Below are 17,071 nucleotides of genomic sequence, written 5' to 3' on the forward strand. Positions count from 1 at the left end.
GCCCATTTCTTATTTTAGGGACTTATTTAGGGGAGCTTCTTTGACTGCTCATAGGAAAGGAGGGCAGGGAACGGGGAGCCGGAATTTCCGGTCAGTAATTTACATACGAAAAGAAAGAAGTGACGACGAATGGTTACATTTCTTGGTGCGCTCGCAACGCTCATCGTGGGCTACATTGTTTATGGGGCAATTGTAGACCGAGCGTTTGGACGTACAGGGGAGGTTGCCCCTGCAATTCGGCTCGAGGATGGAGTGGACTACATCCCCCTGCCGACGTGGAAGGTATTCCTCATCCAGCTGCTCAACATTGCTGGTCTTGGGCCGATTTTTGGAGCGCTCGCAGGTGCGCTCTGGGGACCGAGCGTCTACCTCTGGATTGTCTTCGGTACGATCTTTGCGGGCGGTGTGCATGACTATCTCTCGGGCATGATTTCCTTCCGTGAGGACGGCAAGAGCCTCTCCGAGATCGTCGGCAAGAATCTCGGGCATATCATGCTTCAGATCATGCGTATCTTCTCGATCGTCCTGCTCGTCCTCGTCGGTGTCGTGTTCATGACCGGACCCGCAATGCTGCTTTCAAAGCTTACGGGCATGGAAGTACTTATGTGGCTCGGCGTCATCTTCATCTACTACACGATGGCGACACTGCTGCCGATTGACAAGATCATCGCACGGTTCTATCCGGTATTCGGCATCTGCCTTATCGTCATGGCACTCGGCATCATGGGCGGCATGCTCTTCGGTGTCGGCGGGCATGTCATGCCCGAGATGACGCTCGAGAATCTGCATCCGAAACAGCTGCCGATCTGGCCGCTGCTCTTCATCACGGTCGCCTGCGGCGCAGTCTCGGGGTTCCATGCAACGCAGTCCCCGATCATGTCGCGCTGCCTCAAGGATGAGCGTATGGGACGCCCTGTCTTCTACGGCGCGATGGTTGCCGAGGGCATCATCGCGCTCTGCTGGGCGGCTGCGGGTGCAACATTCTACGATGGGACGGCAGGACTCGGAGCTGCGCTCAAGGAGGCGGGCCCCGGCGGTGTTGTCTATGAGATCTGCAACGGCTTCATGGGCGTCATCGGAATCGGCGGCGTCAGCATTGGCGCAATCCTCGCTATGCTCGGTGTCATTGCCTGCCCAATCACCTCGGGCGATACGGCGTTCCGCTCTGCACGTCTGACGCTTGCGGACTGGCTGAACATCCCGCAGAAGGAGGCGCCGAAGCGTCTCATCATCGCGGTACCGATGCTCGGCATTGGCCTCATCCTCTCGCAGATGGACTTCTCCATCATCTGGCGTTACTTCTCGTGGGCAAACCAGACACTCGCGATGATTACGCTCTGGATGGGCACGGCATACCTCTACCTGCATAAGCCGGGCTCCTATGCCTACATCGTCGCACTCGTGCCCGCGATTTTCATGTCGGCGGTTACGACGACCTACCTCCTGCAGGCGCCCGAGGGCTTTGGCCTGCCGACCGATATCACCTACCCAGCAGGCATTGGCTTTGCGATTCTCTTCACCGCACTCTTTGTCCGCGCATACATTCTGCGCAAGAGAACGCTTTGAGCAAACAACGACTTTTAGACCGCCGTGCAGCCGCGCGGCGGTTTTTCTTGCAAATATTTTAATTTATGGTAAAATAGTACTAATCAGAAACGGAATGATAGCCGTTCGCATATAATGAGGGAGGAATTATACACATGGCAAAGTCCGAAGAGAAAGAAGTCAAGGAAGTAAAGGAATCGGCAGCGAAGCCCTCTGAGGAGGAAAAGCTGAGAGAGCTGATCGGAGGGGCAAGGGACGAAAAGAAGGCCGCAATGGCAGAAGAAGCAGCTGCATCGGAGACTGCAACGAAGGCGGAGCGTTTCCAGTCATTCATCAAGGAGAATGACATCAGCTACTTCGATGAGCCGCAGGCGCTTGATGACCAGTTCCATACGACGATCTTCCGTTCGCGTATCGAGGCGAAGGGACAGGTCATGCCGATGGCGATCTTCATCGACGACAGCTTCTTCACGATCATCCGCACGCAGATTGCGACGGGCATCAACGAGAAGAACGTCGATCGCATCAAGGGCTATCTCAACACGCTGAATGCGGAGTACAAGATGTTCAAGTATTACCTGCGCGAGGACGGCACCATCTTCCTCGATGTTTGTATCCCGTTCGCCGATGAGACCTTCGATCCCATCATGATCCATACGCTCCTTCCGATTCTCGTGAAGCAGCTCGAGACTGTCTACGAGGATCTCATGGCTGAGGTTTGGTCGAAGGACTAAGGTACACGAAAAAGGTTGGGACTGTTTCCGTTTTGGAGGCAGTCCCTTTTTTGTGTCTTGATTTTCATTTCAAATCTGGGTACAATAAAGCACAGTGACGATGGAGCAGAGTGAAAGGGAGGGATGGCATGGATCTGAAGAAGCTGATTGGCGGGCGACAGTTTTGGTCGCTGATCGCCGTCCTGCTCATCCTGTTTGGTGTACTGCTGATCGTTGGACATCCGAAGGAGGAGGCTTCGCCCGCGCCGCTGCCTCCGCCCGAGGACGATGTGAAGGTTCTCGTGCTCAACTATCACATGGTGAACTCCATGTTCATATCTCTGGCGATTGAGCCCGGGGACTTCGACTGGCAGATGAAATATCTCGTGGATCACGGATACCATAGTATCAGTCCTGATGAACTATATGACTTTCTTGCGGGGAAGGGGACACTGCCCGATCGCCCTGTGCTCATTACATTTGACGACGGATATGAGGACAACTATACGAATGCCTATCCGATCCTCAAAAAATACAATCTCAAGGCGACGATCTTCGTCGTGACGGGCTTCCTCAGCAAGCGCAAGGGGTATCTCACGTGGGATCAGCTGCGCGAGATGGAGCAGAACGGCATTACTATTGAGTCGCATACGGTGACACATGCGCCGTTGCCAGAGCTGTCTGATGACCGTATCCGTGAGGAACTCGTCGAGTCGAAGCGGCAGGCGGAGGCGGAACTCGGGCATCCCATTGAGTTCATCGCCTATCCGACGGGCGTACACGATCTCCATATTGTCGGTATCGCGCAGGAGGCGGGGTACAAAGGCGGTTTTACCGTGAAGTACGGCAATGTTGACCGCAGCAGCAATGTCTATGCAATGGAACGTGTGCCCGTCTTTCGTACGGCGGCAACGAATGTGGACTTCGTTGATCGTCTGCGCTATACCTCGAATATCACACAGTTTGGTTGGACACGGAACTGAAGAAGTTTCTCACTTATGCGATTTGTTTCAAATAATGACAAAATAAGAGTGTTAAGTCTTTCCAAAATAATTGCAGTGTGCTATAATGTCAAAGGCTGAATATGCGGACGGGATGTTCACGAGGAAACATGGATACTCTGTTCCTCCTGTATGCATTTCGGCGATTCATTGGATTGTGGGAGATTCCCACAAAGGAGGAAGTAAAATGAAGAAGACAATGGTAGCTGCTCTGGCAGCGGCGCTGACGATCGGCGCAGCATCCACGACGTTTGCAGCGGCAAATCCGTTCTCGGATGTGCCCCGTGACCACTGGGCATACGATGCTGTGACGCAGCTCGCTGCCGACGGTGTTGTCGAGGGCTACGGCGACGGTACGTATCGTGGCGACCGCAACATCACGCGTTATGAGATGGCGCAGATGACGGCAAAGGCGATGGCGAAGGGCGATATGTCCGCATCGGACAAGGCTCTTGTCGACCGTCTCGCAGCTGAGTTTGCGGATGAGCTCAACAACCTCGGCGTTCGCGTCTCCAACCTCGAGCGCAATGCGGATATGGTGAAGTGGACGGGCTACCTCCGCTACGACTATATCAGCGATCGTCATGACAAGGATCATTCGAAGACGAACACGGATCGCGTTCGCTTCCGTCTCTTCCCATCTGCTGAGGTCAACGATCATTGGAAAGTCAAGGCTCGTCTCGACACGCAGTACTTCATGGACAAGGACGACAGCAGCTCAATGTCCCTTGCACGTGCGTATGCAGATGGCACCTATGGTAATCTGAATATCAAGCTCGGCAAGCAGGATCTTTACTCCGGTGCAGATGACGGTCTGACGATGGATACGGCGATCTCGGGTGCGACGGTGTCGTTTGGCAATGTCGTCAAGGCGAAGATTGCGGCAGGTCGTGTATCTGATAAAAATGTGAAGTCGGCCACGGATGCGGCAGCAAACTATCAGGGCATCGACCTCACTTACGGTATGGGCAAGCTCACGGCGGGTGTCGGCTATCAGCAGATCAACAATGATGTGTTTAAGGCTGCTTCCTACAGCAAGAACGCTGATTCGGACAAGGCTCGTATCTGGTCGGTCGGCGGCAAGTATGTGTTCGATAAGAATGTTGCCCTCAAGGGCTCCTATGCACAGAACACCGAGGCGGACTACTATAAGAAGGCTGGCAGTATTGAGCTCGACTATAAGGGCGCGAAAAACTCCGATATGGGCTCGTGGGGCGCATATATCGCCTATCGTCACCTCGGCAATAATGTTGCATTTGCACCGACCTACAACGTTCTCGGCCGCGATCAGAAGGGCTGGGCTGTCGGAACAAGCTACACGCTCTTCAAGAATGTGATGACGAAGCTCGAGTACTTCAAGGGCAAGGACATCACGGCGGACAAGAATGCAAGCACACTCTTTGCACGCGTTCAGTTCTCGTTCTAAGTTCACTAATTAGCGAATTACCGCATAAAAAGAGCGCTGCAGTTGCAGCGCTCTTTTTGTATGTCCGATTATAATATCTCACGCAGGATCCACGGTACAATCGGCTCTCTGCACGGTGGGGCAATGCGGTCTGCCGCCGCCTTTGCATCGTCCGAAGCGTCCTCTGGGGCGATGCCGATGTCCGCCATACGAAGGAGCTCGACATCGTTCTCATAGTCGCCGCAGGCGATGATGCGCCGTCCCGCGTAGGCGGGCATCGCCTTCAGTACCTCTGCCATTGCGCCCTTGCTTGTGCCGGGCGGGACGAACTCGAGGTAGTTTGCCTCGGAGTAGAAGGAGTTGGAGCATTTGTCAATACCTAGCTCCTCTGCCAGACGCTCGACAAAGCTCAGATTGATCGGCGCATCGCAGATGAAGAATTTCAGCCATGTCTCTTCCTCGACAGCTTTCAGCGTCGTGTGATTCACATTGTAGAACTCGTCGTCGAGACGCGGGTCGTCGTTCGCCTCGGGGCTGAGGATATTGCACTGCTGCGCCGTATAGACCTCGACACAGGCGCGCGGGAACTGATAGAGGACGCGCGCGGCGAATGTCCGCCAGATGTCGCCGTCCAGCGTGCGTGTCTCAAGCACCTGATTCTTCGACAGATCCTTGAGCATCGCACCGTTGAAGAAGATGCTCGGCGCGTTGACCGTGATGCCCTCGAGGTAGGGGAGGGCGGACTCGGGCGTGCGCCCTGTCGCCGCAGCAAATGCGCCGCCTGCAGCAGTGAATGCGTTGATGGCGCGCACATTTTCCTCGGAGATCATCTCATAGCGCGGAATCAATGTACCGTCCAAGTCACTGATTAGGAGGATATCGTCATATCGTTTTTCGCTCATATTGCCTCAATGTCCGTCAGATAGTTCTCCATCATGGCACGTCCGTCATGTGTCAGAATGGATTCGGGATGGAACTGGATGCCCTCGATAGGCAGAGTCTTGTGCCGCACGCCCATGATTGTGCCGTCGCCGAGGTCGCTCGTGATCTCAAGTACATCGGGCAGACTCTCGCGCTCGATGATGAGCGAGTGGTAGCGTGCGACCTGCGTGCCTGCATTGACGTTGCGGTAGATGCCCGTACCGTGGTGGCGGATGGGGGATGCCTTGCCGTGGACGATTTCCTTTGCGCGGACGACCTTGCCGCCGAACACCTCACCGATTGCCTGATGTCCAAGGCAGATGCCGAGAATCGGAATCTCGCTGCCGAGCTCGCGGATCACATCCTCCGTAATGCCGGCATCCTTCGGCAGTCCGGGGCCGGGGGAGATGACAATGCCCTTGTACTTTTTTGCGCGAATCTCGCCGACGGTTGTCACGTCGTTGCGGACAACCTCGACCTCTGCGCCGATATTCGTGAGCAGCTGGTACACGTTGTAGGTGAACGAGTCGTAGTTGTCAAGCAAAAGCAGCATTGTTCTCCACCTCCTCTACGACCTCAAAGAGAGCCTTCGCCTTTTGCAAAATCTCGAGGTATTCGCTCTCGGGCACGGAGTCCTTGACGATGCCTGCGCCCGACTGAATGATGGCCGTGTCGTCGTTCTCGATGCACATGGTGCGCAGCGTGATGCACATGTCCATATTGCCACGAAAATCCATGTAGCCGACGGTTCCTGCGTAGAAGCCGCGATGCGCCTGCTCCTCCTCATGGATGATCTCCATCGCGCGCAGCTTTGGCGCGCCGCTGACCGTCCCTGCGGGGAAGGTTGCGCGCAGGACATCCATCGGCGCATATGCGGGGGCGATCTCGCCGACGACGCTGCTCACCATATGCGAGACATGGGAGAAGCGCTCGACCTCCATGAGCTTCGGCACGCGTACGGTGCCGGGGACGCTGATCCGCCCGAGGTCGTTGCGTGCGAGGTCGACGAGCATGGCGTGCTCGGCGCATTCCTTCTCATCGGAACGAAGATCCAAGGCAAGCAGCGCATCTTCCTCCTCGGTCTTGCCGCGCTTGCGCGTGCCGGCGATGGGGTAGGTGTAGACCGTACTGCCGGAGACCTTGATGAGCATCTCAGGGGAGGCGCCGACGAGCTTGATCTCGCCGAAGTTGTAGTAGAACATATAGGGCGAGGGGTTGACTTGCCGTAGCCGCCGATAGAAGAGGAACGCGGGGCGCGTAATCTTCTCGCGGAAGCGGAAGGACGGCACCGCCTGAAAGATGTTGCCGGCGTAGATATGCTCCTTGATCGTGTCGATTGTACGCAGGAAATCCTCGGGCGGCGTCCCATAGCGCGTCATAAAGTCGACAGGTGTACTACGCGTTGACGGTGCAAAATCAGATGGCGCGAACGGCGCGGCGAGGCGTGCGCGCATAGCGGCAAGACGTTCGGTGACCGCGTCGTAGAGCTCGCCCGCATCATCGCCCTCCCGCACATCTGCGAGGTAGTGGAGGCGTGCACTGTTTTTGAGCGCATCATAGACGACGAGGTAGCGGCACATCATGAACTGGCCGAGCAGCTCCTCCGCGCCAATCTCCACCCCGCGCACACGATCGAATGTCGCCGCCGTCTCATAGGTGAAATAGCCCGCAAGTCCACCGTGGACGAGGGGCAGTGTCTCTCCGTCGGTGATGGCAGGGGTGAAGCGCGCGGCATACGCCTTCATCGTCTCGTGTGGCGCGCCCGCGATGCTCTTCATGAGGCCGTTCTCGTTGATGAGCAGCTTGTCCGCAAAGACCTGCACGCGTACGAACGGCTCGCCGCCGATGAAGGAGTATCGTCCGAACTGTTGCTGCGTCGTGTCGACGGACTCCATGATATAGCCCTTTTTCTCGCCGACGAGCTTGTAGTAGATCGAGACAGGTGTATCGAGATCCATCGTCAGCTCGGTGGAGACGGTGATAAGGTTCGCCGTCTTTGCCGCCGCGATGAACTCCGCCTTTGTCAGACTTAGCTTCATTGATTGATCTCCATGACAACATCCCGCTCCTTGCGCCCGAGTACCCAGCCGAGCACCTTGAGCTCGGCATAGAGCATCTGTTGCTGCTCGCGGTTGTTCTCACGGCTGAATTTGAGCTGCCTATACTGCTGGCGTCCGAGGTTGTACCGCGCGAGGATCTCCGCCTCGCTGCGCATCCTGTGGCGTCCGCCTGCGTGCATGCGCACGAGCTCCTCAACCTCCGCCTCGCCGTACGTGGGGGGCTTCGGCGGTGCCGCCATCTGCCGTACGAGGTCGGTGATCTCGCGATCATTCATGGTCATAGCTGTCTCCTTTACTTACCTGCGGCGACGAAGCCTTTATGATTTTGCGCCGCGTGCTTCCAAATAGCGGATCATTGCGTCTGCAACATGCTTGGAGTCCTTTACCACCTGTACGACGTTCCAGGGGCCGAGCACCACGTCGCCCGCAGAGAAAACCCCGTCGCGCTCCGTCATTCCGTTCTCGTCGACCTTGACGAGACCCTTCTCGTTGAGCGTAATGCCTGTCGTCGAGCGGACAATCTTGTCCTTTGCCGCCTGACTTGCCGCGATGACCGTGCTGTCGGCGGGGATGAGATAGGGCTCGCCCTCGCTGATGAGATTCTGATCCTCGTCAAAGACGCGGTCGTACAGCATCGGCCCCTCGGGCGTGACGGAGTGGATACCCTTTCCATACTGAATCTCGCAGCCGTCCATCAGTGCGTATTCCAGCTCGCGCTCGCTTGCGGAGATGCCGTTGCGCCGCGCGTAGATCGTGACGTAGCGGCTGCCCTTGCGGATTGCCGTGCGCGCCACATCCATTGCAGAGTTGCCCGAGCCGATGACGGCGACGCGGTCGCCGAGATGGTAGACATCGGGGTTCTGGAGGTAGTTGACCGCATAGTGACAGTTGCCGAGCGTTTCGCCGTGAATGCCAAGGCTCTTCGCACGCCATGCACCCGTGCCCATAAAGATTGCCTCGTAGCCGTCGCGGAACAGGTTGTCCACCGTGAGCGCGCCGCCGATCGTTGTGTTCGGGCGGATGTGGATGCCGAGCGTGCGCAGCTTTTCGCCGTAGCGGTCAATGGTCGAGGGCGGCAGACGAAAATCAGGGATGCCGTAGCGCAGCATGCCTCCAATCTTCTGCATGCGCTCGAAGATCGTGACACCGTACCCTTCCTGCGCGAGCTTGACTGCGACCACGATGCCCGCAGGCCCCGCGCCGATCACGGCGACGTTGTGTCCGTTGTAGGATTTGCGCGAGAGGACGAGCTTGTCGAGGTAGGTATCCGAGATGTAGTGCTCAATGCTCGAGATCTGGATCGGTGCGCCGCGCCGCCCCTGGATGCAGTTGCCCTCGCACTGCGCATCGTGGTCGCAGACGAGCGAGCAGAAGACGCTCATCGGATTGTTGTCATAGAGCATCGCGCCCGCCTCGTTGATCTTGCCGTCGAGGAAGAGGCGGATCATCTCCGGCACGTTCGTCTGCACGGGGCAGCCCTTCATGCGGCAGAGCGGCTTTTTGCACTGGAGGCAGCGGCGTGCCTCGTTGATGACGTGAACAGCCATGATGAATGGCTCCTTTCGTTATATTGTATCGCTTCTTAAAATATTGTATACACGGTGCCTATTATAGCACAATTCAATCATCCTGTCATAGGATGTGAAAAAGAAAAGCCCATGTAAGCAAAACAGAATTACGATACAATACAGATTGTTACTACTATTGATTTGCATGTGATTTTATCTAGAAAAGCCTTGTTATTCTTTGAAATATGTGATAGGGTAAAGATATCCCATTACAGACAGATGGGCCACATTTTGGGAGAGGGGAGCAGTCATATGCAGTTTAAATCCATTCGTACAAAGTTTTTAGCATCTGTATTGCCTGTGATGCTCGTCGGTTTTCTCGTGTTCTTTGGCGTAAGCTACAAAATGGCGAGCAATATGCTCGTGGAGAATGCGGATACGATCGGCAAGGGTGTTGGCAAGCAGGCAGCACTCGAGGTACGGCGCATCTTTGAGACGAACGAGGTACATCTCGAGATTCTGTCAGGCAATGAGGCCATTCTGCACGGAGATAATGCGGCTAAGCTGGTTGCACTGCAGGAGGTAAAGCAGCATACCGAGGTCTTCTCGAATGTAGCCTATCTTGGTCTCGATGGAATTGGACTCGATGCGGACGGCAACGAGATCGACCGTTCGGATCGCGATTATTTTAAGAAGGCTGTCCAGACGAAGAAGACCGTCGTCTCGGAGCCTGTGATCTCTGCGATCTCCGGCAAGGTTGTCACCGTCATCGGTGTTCCTGTGATAGAGAACGGCACGGTTGTAGGTGTGGTTGCGGGAACCATCGGACTCTCGCGCTTTGACGATACCCTTGCGAAGATGGCGACCTATCGGACAGGTCAGCTTGTCGTCATGGACGAGTCGGGGCTTGTCATCATCCACCCGAATGAACCGGCTCAGGTCGGCAAACTCGACTTCAGCAAGGAGGTCTCGAGCGTCAAGATCTCGATGAGCCTTGTGGATGCATTTAAGTCTGTCATCGACAAGAACGAGCCTGCACTTGCACATTATGAACGTGAGTCGGGCGAGGGGATGACGGGCTCCCTGGTTCCAATTCAGCTTGATGGACGGCGCTGGGTCGTCATGTCGGAGGCGTCTGACAGTGAGATCCTTGAGGATGCACATACGCTGCTGATGGTACTGGCGGGGCTGACCATCGTTATCGTTCTCATTATCTCAGCGCTGATTTTCTTCGTTTCGAATAATTTTGCAGCAGGCATCCAGAAGGTTGTGCGCGTCTGTGACATACTCAACAGTGGCGATCTGCGCGAGACGCCGAAGACCATCACTTCGCAGGATGAGATGGGGCAGCTCTCGGATGGCTTCATCAAGATGCGGCATACGCTCAATACGCTGATTAAGAGAATCCAGTCCAATGCGACGGAGCTCTCAACTGCGGCAGAGGGGCTCACAGAGGCATCCCAGCAGTCGGCGGAGGCGTCCAACCACGTTGCCATGTCGATCACGGAGATCGCCGAGGGCGTGGAGCGTCAGTCCAATGCCTCAACCTCGGTAGCGAATGCGGCGGCCTCGATCTCGAGCCATGCTGCGGGTATGTCCAAGCAGGCGGGTGAGGTTGCAGAGGTCACGAACAAGACGGTGGAACGCGTGCAGGAGGGGCGCCGCTCCATCGACGAGGTCGTGAACTACATGGAGCAGATCAAGACGGGTTCGGAGACCGTCGATGCCGCAATCTCGGCACTCGGTAAGAGCTCCGAGGAGATCAGCCACAGCGTCGAGGTCATCGGCAGCATTGCCGAGCAGACGAACCTGCTCGCGCTCAACGCGGCCATCGAGGCGGCGCGTGCGGGTGAGCACGGACGCGGCTTTGCCGTCGTTGCCGAGGAGGTCAGGAAGCTCGCCGAGGAATCGGGCGAGTTCTCGAAGAAGATCTCCGAGACCATGCAGTCCGTACAGGCGGATATGGAGCGCGCGGTCGAGGCCGGCAAGCGCGGCAGTGAGTACGTCGGACATGGTCTGGAATCGGTTCGTACGGCAGACGATGTGTTCCAGTCGATCGCGGAGTCGATTCAGCAGCTCGGCGACGGCGTAAAGGGCATCACCTCGGGCATTCAGCAGATGGAGAACGAGACGCAGACGGTGCGTGCACAGATCGAGGAGATCCAGAAGGTTAGCACGGTGAATGCCGACAGTGCTCAGAATGTCTCTGCGGCGACCGAAGAGCAGTCTGCCTCCATGGAGGAGATTGCGGCGGCGACACGACGCCTCTCCAACCTTGCGGATGAGCTCGCAGACGAGACGAAGAAGTTCAAACTCTAAATCTCAAATAAATCTCAACAGGGGTCACTGCACTTGCAGTGACCCCTTTCCTGTTGTATGATAGGAGCATAGATAAAGGAGGCGTTCCCATGGGAAAAGCGATGATTATTGGTGCCGGCGGCGTTGCGAGCGTTGCCGTGCATAAATGCTGTCAGAATCCGGAGGTCTTTGAGGAGATCCTCATTGCCTCGCGCACGAAGTCGAAATGCGATGCGCTGAAGGCGAAGCTGGACGGCGGCAAGACGAAGATCGAGACCGCCGCCGTGGATGCGGACAACGTGCCGGAGCTCACGGCGCTCATTCGCGAATTTAAGCCGGATGTCGTGCTGAACCTCGCGCTCCCGTATCAGGATCTGCACGTCATGGATGCGTGCCTTGCGGCGGGCGTGCATTACGTCGATACGGCAAACTACGAGCCCGAGGACACGGCGAAATTCGAGTACAGCTGGCAGTGGGCGTATGCGGATCGCTTCCGCGAGGCGGGGCTGACGGCGCTGCTCGGCTCGGGATTCGACCCCGGCGTGACGGGCGTGTTCAGCGCGTACGCGATGAAGCACGAGTTTGACGAGATCAACTACATCGACATCCTCGACTGCAACGGCGGCGACCACGGCTATCCCTTTGCAACGAACTTCAATCCCGAGATCAACATCCGCGAGGTCTCGGCAAAGGGCAGCTACTGGGAGAACGGCGCGTGGGTCGAGACAGAGCCGATGGAGATCAAGCGCGTCTATGATTTTGCCGAGGTCGGGCAGAAGGACATGTATCTCCTGCACCACGAGGAACTCGAGTCGCTCGCGAAAAACATCAAAGGCATCAAGCGCATCCGCTTCTTTATGACCTTCGGTGAGAGCTATCTCACGCATCTGCGCTGCTTGGAGAACGTCGGCATGACCTCCATCGAGCCGATCGACTTCGAGGGGCACAAGATCATCCCGCTGCAGTTCCTGAAGGCGGTGCTGCCCGACCCCGCGAGCCTCGGCTCGCGCACGAAGGGCAAGACGAACATCGGCTGCATCTTCCGTGGGAAGAAGGACGGGAAAGAAAAGAACTACTACCTCTACAATGTCTGCGACCATGAGGCGTGCTACGCCGAGGTCGGCTCGCAGGCGGTCGCCTACACGACGGGCGTGCCCGCGATGATTGGCGCGATGATGGTGATGACGGGAAAGTGGCGGCGTCCCGGCGTGTTCAACGTCGAGGAGTTCGACCCCGATCCGTTCATGGACGCGCTGAACGTCTGGGGGCTGCCGTGGCAGGAGAGCCACAGCCCCGTATTGGTGGACTGATGGCGGCGCGCGCGGCATGGCGGGCAGAGTGGGACGCTGTTCCGACGCCCTCCTACCTCGTCTATGAGGAGCTGCTCGAGCAAAATCTGAAGATACTCGCGGAGATTGCAGAGGATACGGGTGCAAAGGTGCTCCTCGCACAGAAATGCTTCTCCATGTATCACTACTATCCGCTGATCGGGCGTTACCTCGCGGGAACGACGGCGAGCGGCATCTACGAGGCGCGGCTCTCGCAGGAGGAGATGGGGAAGGAAAACCACGTCTTCAAGCCCGCCTACGAGGCGGAGGAGATCGATCAGCTCGCGGCAATCTGCGACCACATCATCTTCAACTCATTCGCCCAGTGGGAGCGCTTCGGCGCGGCGGCGCGGGCGCAGGGCGCGTCCTGCGGCATCCGCATCAACCCCGAGCGCTCGACGCAGGAGCACGCAATCTACGACCCGTGTGCGCCCGGCTCGCGCCTCGGCGTCAAGATCGCGGACTTCCGAGAGGACTTGCTCGACGGACTCGATGGGCTGCACTTCCATACGCTCTGTGAGCAGGGGGCGGATGCGCTTGAGGCGACGCTTGCAGCCGTCGAGGAGAAGTTCGGGAAATATCTGTACGGGATGAAGTGGCTGAACTTTGGCGGCGGGCATCATATCACGCGCGAAGGATATGACATCGCTTTGTTGAAGAAGCTGATTCGCCATGTGCAGGAGACCTATGACGTGGCGGTCTATCTCGAGCCGGGTGAGGCGATCGCGCTCAATGCGGGCTTCCTCGTCGCCGAGGTGCTCGAGGTGCAGACGGGCGGCAATGTGATCCTCAACACGTCCGCGACCTGCCACATGCCCGATGTTATCGAGATGCCGTACCGCCCGCCACTCATCGGCGCGGGCGAGGCGGGGGAGAAGGCGCATACCTATACGCTCGCGGGGCCGACCTGCCTTGCGGGCGATACGATCGGCACGTATTCCTTCGATGCGGAGCTGCGCGTTGGCGACCGCATTGTCTTCGGTGATATGGCGATCTATACGATGGTGAAGAACAATACATTCAACGGCATGCCGCTGCCGAACATCATCGCCGTTTCGCCCCGTGGGGAATGGGAGATTGTGCGTGAATTCGGATATGAAGATTTTAAGATGAGACTTTGAGATGTGGGAACCGCCGTCATGGCGGTTTTCTTTTGCAGCAATAGATAAACAAAATCTATCGCTGCTTAATTTGTATTTATCAACCATCTCTTGTATAATGAACTCGAAAGGAGCGGATATGATGAATGGGGAAGAGAAAGCGGCTGTAAGCCGCAGAAATTTTCTAAAGGGGGGCGCGCTTGCACTCGGCGGTTTTGTCGCAGCGCCTGCGCTGCTTGCCGGATGCGCTGCAAACCCTGACGATCACCTCATCCCACCGAAAGCCCCTGCAGCACCGCCTCCGCCGCCCACATGGCTCGGCACGGCGCCGGAGATTCCGGAGGGGAAGATCGCAGCGGAGCACAGCGCGGACATCGTCATCGTGGGCGCGGGGCTTGCGGGGCTCACCGCAGCGCGCGCGGCATCGGAGCACGGCGCGTCCGTCCTCGTCATGGAGCGTGCGAGCACGTGGCAGTGCCGCAGCGGACAGTACGGCACAATCGGCAATCGCTATCAGCGCGAGCTCGGCATTGCATTCGACAAGAACGAGGCAATCCTCGAGAATATGAAGCAGATGGGCTACCGCTCGGATCAGCGCATGTGGAACTACTGGGCGGAGCATAGCGGCGCGGATTTTGACTGGATGCTCGACCTTGCGCCCGCCGTTCACGTCATGAAGGAGACGGATACGGAGCTCGACCGCTCGAAGATCAACCTCATGATGATGCACTATCCGCTGCCAGCAGGCTATAACCGCAGCGAGGAGAACAGCCCGACCTATCCGACGGTCATGACCCTCCTGCCGAGTCAGGAGCCGCTCCTGACCCTCGTCTATGAGAAATGCCTCGCACAGGGCTGCAAATTCATCTACGCAACGCGCGCGAAGAAGCTCATCCGTGAAGCAGATGAGGGGCGCGTGACAGGTGTGATCGGCGAAGACATTCACGGGAATTTCGTGAAGTGCACGGCGCGCAAGGCGGTGATCCTCGCGACGGGGGACTACGGCAACAACAAGGAGATGATGAGGTACTTCGTGCCGTGGGCGGCGGACTATATGAATGTGTTCCCGAACCGCGATGCGTGGGACAGTCCGACGAATACGGGGGACGGTCATGTGATGGCGGCGTGGGTCGGCGGCAAGATCGAGGACGGTCCGCACGCGCCGATGATCCATACGCTCGGCGGACCGCTCGGCGTGGATGCCTATCTCCTGCTGAACGACGACGGCAAGCGCTTCGTCAACGAGGACATCGGCGGTCAGCAGCTCTCCTGTGCGATCTATCGCCAGCGCGGCGACTACGCGTGGCAGATCTTTGACGACAACTGGCCGGAGCAGCTGCCGCTGATGGGGGTATCGCACGGGAGCGTGAACCACTGCGTTTCCGCTGCGGAGAATCCGAAACTCCCGCCCGACTGTCAGTGGGCGATCGGGCGTACGTCCTACACCTCGCGTGAGGATCTGGATAGGACGCCGGGGCTTATCAAGGCGAATACGCTTGCGGAGCTCGCGGCGGCGCTTGCACCGGATCGCCCCGATGTGCAGCGGACGATCCTCGTGGAGATCGCGCGCTACAACGAATTGGCGCATGCACACAACGATGCGGACTTCGGCAAGGCGGCAAAGCGCCTCTTCCCCATCGAGAAGGCACCGTTCTATGCGGGCAAGATGCTCGGCGGGGCGCTGCTCGTCAATATGGGCGGGCTGACGGTGAATCCAGAGGACGGCAATGTGCTCGATCGGAAGTATCACGGCATCCCCGGCCTCTACGCCATCGGCAACACGCAGGGCGGGCGATTCGTCGGGGACTATCCCGTCGTGACGGCGGGCGTCAGCCACGCCTTTGCGCTCGTCTACGGGCGTCTCGTCGGCAATGTCACGGCGCAGCTCTGAGAGGGGGAGAATGATGAAACTGTTTCAGAAACTCAAAGAGCCGCGCGTGCTCCTGCTCCTCGTCGTTGCAGCTGCCGCGTGCGGATTCGGCGGGCTCGCCATTCTCTCGCAGGTCAGTGCAAATCCTGCCTTCTGCGCAAGCTGTCACAATATGCAGCCGGAGTACGACAGCTATGCACAGGGGGATCTCCTTGCGAAGAAGCATGCTGATGCGGGCGTGACCTGTCATGACTGCCACGAGCCGACGCTGCTGCAGCAGATGAAGGAGGGCTGGCTCTTCGTTACAGGCAACTATGAGAACCCCATGCCGAAGTACGGCTATACGAATGCGCAGTGTCTCTCCTGCCACAGCTTCGACGAGATCAAGCAGGCGACGGCGCATTATGGCAAGGAAAGCCCGCACGATCCCGTGCATCTCGCGGGCAACGAGAACCCGCAGAACTGCATGGACTGTCACAGCATGCACCATCCTCAGTCTGCAAAGAAGTGCACGGCATGCCACGGCGTGAGCTGGAAGCTGGATGCGAGCTGGGAAAAGTAGGCGGATTCTCGGGACTTTTTGCCGCAGAGGATAGCTAAATAAAAATAGTTATTAAAAAGTATAAATTTCTGTTGACAAGGAAAATCTCCTGTGATATGATAAAGCCACATTAAGGACATATGCAATCGTTCGATACGAGAGCGATTGGTTTACTATCAAAGGAGGATATTCAATGTCACTCATCAACAAGGAAATCAGCGATTTTAAGGTACAGGCATTCCAGAAGAAGGAAGGCGCAGCACAGGGCGAGTTCGTCGAGTACACGAAGGAAAGCCTCAAGGGCAAGTGGAGCGTGTTCTTCTTCTATCCGGCGGACTTCACGTTCGTCTGTCCGACGGAGCTGGCTGACCTTCAGGAGCAGTACGGCGAGTTCAAGAAGATCGGCTGCGAGATCTTCGGTGTTTCCTGTGACACCCACTTCGTCCATAAGGCATGGCATGAGAGCTCCGACCTCGTCAGCAAGCTGACCTACCCGATGCTCGCAGACCCGACGGCGAAGCTCGCACGTGACTTCGAGGTCTACATCGAGGATGCGGGACTTGCTGAGCGCGGCACGTTCATCGTGAACCCCGAGGGCAAGATCGTTTCCTATGAGGTGAGTGCAGGCAACGTCGGCCGCAATGCACAGGAGCTTCTCCGCAAGGTGCAGGCACTCCAGTTCGTCGCTGAGCACGGCGATGAGGTTTGCCCCGCGCGCTGGAAGCCGGGCGAAAAGACGCTGAAGCCGAGCTTCGACCTCGTCGGCAAACTCTAAGAGATA

15 protein-coding genes are annotated in these 17,071 nt (G+C 57.4%); 10 read left to right on the forward strand and 5 right to left on the reverse strand.

Going from position 1 to position 17,071, the window contains the following annotated elements; all coding sequences use genetic code 11:
* Nucleotides 1-129 precede the first annotated feature (129 nt).
* The 4 genes from H1B31_RS07065 to H1B31_RS07080 all read left to right on the forward strand — a co-directional run bounded on the left by H1B31_RS07065 (nt 130) and on the right by H1B31_RS07080 (nt 4,685).
* Nucleotides 130-1,566 (forward strand): carbon starvation CstA family protein, encoded by a 1,437-nt coding sequence (locus H1B31_RS07065; protein WP_185979815.1) that lies wholly within the window; start codon nt 130-132, stop codon nt 1,564-1,566.
* A 134-nt stretch (nt 1,567-1,700) separates the two neighbouring features.
* A complete protein-coding gene (locus tag H1B31_RS07070) occupies nt 1,701-2,279 on the forward strand; it encodes a hypothetical protein (protein WP_185979816.1) in 579 nt (192 codons plus the stop codon).
* 128 nt (nt 2,280-2,407) lie between these two features.
* On the forward strand, nt 2,408-3,241 hold the full coding sequence (locus H1B31_RS07075) for a polysaccharide deacetylase family protein (RefSeq protein WP_185979817.1): 834 nt from the start codon (nt 2,408-2,410) through the stop codon (nt 3,239-3,241).
* A gap of 205 nt (nt 3,242-3,446) precedes the next feature.
* Nucleotides 3,447-4,685: a porin gene (locus H1B31_RS07080; RefSeq protein ID WP_185979818.1), complete on the forward strand. Its 1,239-nt coding sequence runs from the start codon at nt 3,447-3,449 to the stop codon at nt 4,683-4,685.
* A 68-nt stretch (nt 4,686-4,753) separates the two neighbouring features.
* Here H1B31_RS07080 and H1B31_RS07085 read toward each other — a convergent pair whose 3' ends face one another.
* The 5 genes from H1B31_RS07085 to H1B31_RS07105 are packed head-to-tail and all read right to left on the reverse strand — an operon-like array spanning nt 4,754 to nt 9,192.
* The gene (locus H1B31_RS07085; RefSeq protein ID WP_185979819.1) at nt 4,754-5,566 is read right to left on the reverse strand and encodes an HAD-IIB family hydrolase; all 813 of its coding nucleotides are present in this window, start codon (nt 5,564-5,566) and stop codon (nt 4,754-4,756) included.
* The gene (locus tag H1B31_RS07090) at nt 5,563-6,138 is read right to left on the reverse strand and encodes an anthranilate synthase component II (protein ID WP_185979820.1); all 576 of its coding nucleotides are present in this window, start codon (nt 6,136-6,138) and stop codon (nt 5,563-5,565) included. Before H1B31_RS07090 ends, H1B31_RS07085 begins: the two co-directional genes overlap by 4 nt.
* Nucleotides 6,122-7,624: an anthranilate synthase component I family protein gene (locus H1B31_RS07095; RefSeq protein ID WP_185979821.1), complete on the reverse strand. Its 1,503-nt coding sequence runs from the start codon at nt 7,622-7,624 to the stop codon at nt 6,122-6,124. Before H1B31_RS07095 ends, H1B31_RS07090 begins: the two co-directional genes overlap by 17 nt.
* Complete coding sequence (locus H1B31_RS07100; RefSeq protein ID WP_009439780.1) at nt 7,621-7,926, reverse strand: hypothetical protein; 306 nt, start codon at nt 7,924-7,926, stop codon at nt 7,621-7,623. Before H1B31_RS07100 ends, H1B31_RS07095 begins: the two co-directional genes overlap by 4 nt.
* Before the next feature lie 36 nt (nt 7,927-7,962).
* Complete coding sequence (locus tag H1B31_RS07105; protein ID WP_185979822.1) at nt 7,963-9,192, reverse strand: FAD-dependent oxidoreductase; 1,230 nt, start codon at nt 9,190-9,192, stop codon at nt 7,963-7,965.
* Between the two features lie 273 nt (nt 9,193-9,465).
* Between H1B31_RS07105 and H1B31_RS07110 the strand changes: the two genes are divergently transcribed.
* The 6 genes from H1B31_RS07110 (at nt 9,466) to ahpC (ending at nt 17,065) form a co-directional block, all read left to right on the forward strand.
* A complete protein-coding gene (locus H1B31_RS07110) occupies nt 9,466-11,472 on the forward strand; it encodes a methyl-accepting chemotaxis protein (RefSeq protein ID WP_185979823.1) in 2,007 nt (668 codons plus the stop codon).
* An 89-nt stretch (nt 11,473-11,561) separates the two neighbouring features.
* Complete coding sequence (locus tag H1B31_RS07115; protein ID WP_185979824.1) at nt 11,562-12,761, forward strand: saccharopine dehydrogenase family protein; 1,200 nt, start codon at nt 11,562-11,564, stop codon at nt 12,759-12,761.
* A complete protein-coding gene (gene nspC / locus H1B31_RS07120; protein ID WP_009439775.1) occupies nt 12,761-13,900 on the forward strand; it encodes a carboxynorspermidine decarboxylase in 1,140 nt (379 codons plus the stop codon). Before H1B31_RS07115 ends, nspC begins: the two co-directional genes overlap by 1 nt.
* A 121-nt stretch (nt 13,901-14,021) precedes the next feature.
* On the forward strand, nt 14,022-15,770 hold the full coding sequence (locus tag H1B31_RS07125; RefSeq protein ID WP_185981255.1) for an FAD-dependent oxidoreductase: 1,749 nt from the start codon (nt 14,022-14,024) through the stop codon (nt 15,768-15,770).
* 10 nt (nt 15,771-15,780) lie between these two features.
* Nucleotides 15,781-16,311, forward strand: a complete 531-nt coding sequence (locus H1B31_RS07130) for a NapC/NirT family cytochrome c (protein ID WP_185979825.1) — start codon at nt 15,781-15,783, stop codon at nt 16,309-16,311.
* A 172-nt stretch (nt 16,312-16,483) separates the two neighbouring features.
* Nucleotides 16,484-17,065 carry an alkyl hydroperoxide reductase subunit C gene (gene ahpC, locus H1B31_RS07135; protein ID WP_185979826.1) on the forward strand — a complete coding sequence of 194 codons (582 nt, stop codon included), beginning with the start codon at nt 16,484-16,486 and terminating at the stop codon, nt 17,063-17,065.
* Nucleotides 17,066-17,071: the final 6 nt, after the last annotated feature.

The sequence above is a fragment of the Selenomonas timonae genome, assembly GCF_014250475.1.
Lineage (GTDB): Bacteria > Bacillota > Negativicutes > Selenomonadales > Selenomonadaceae > Centipeda > Centipeda timonae.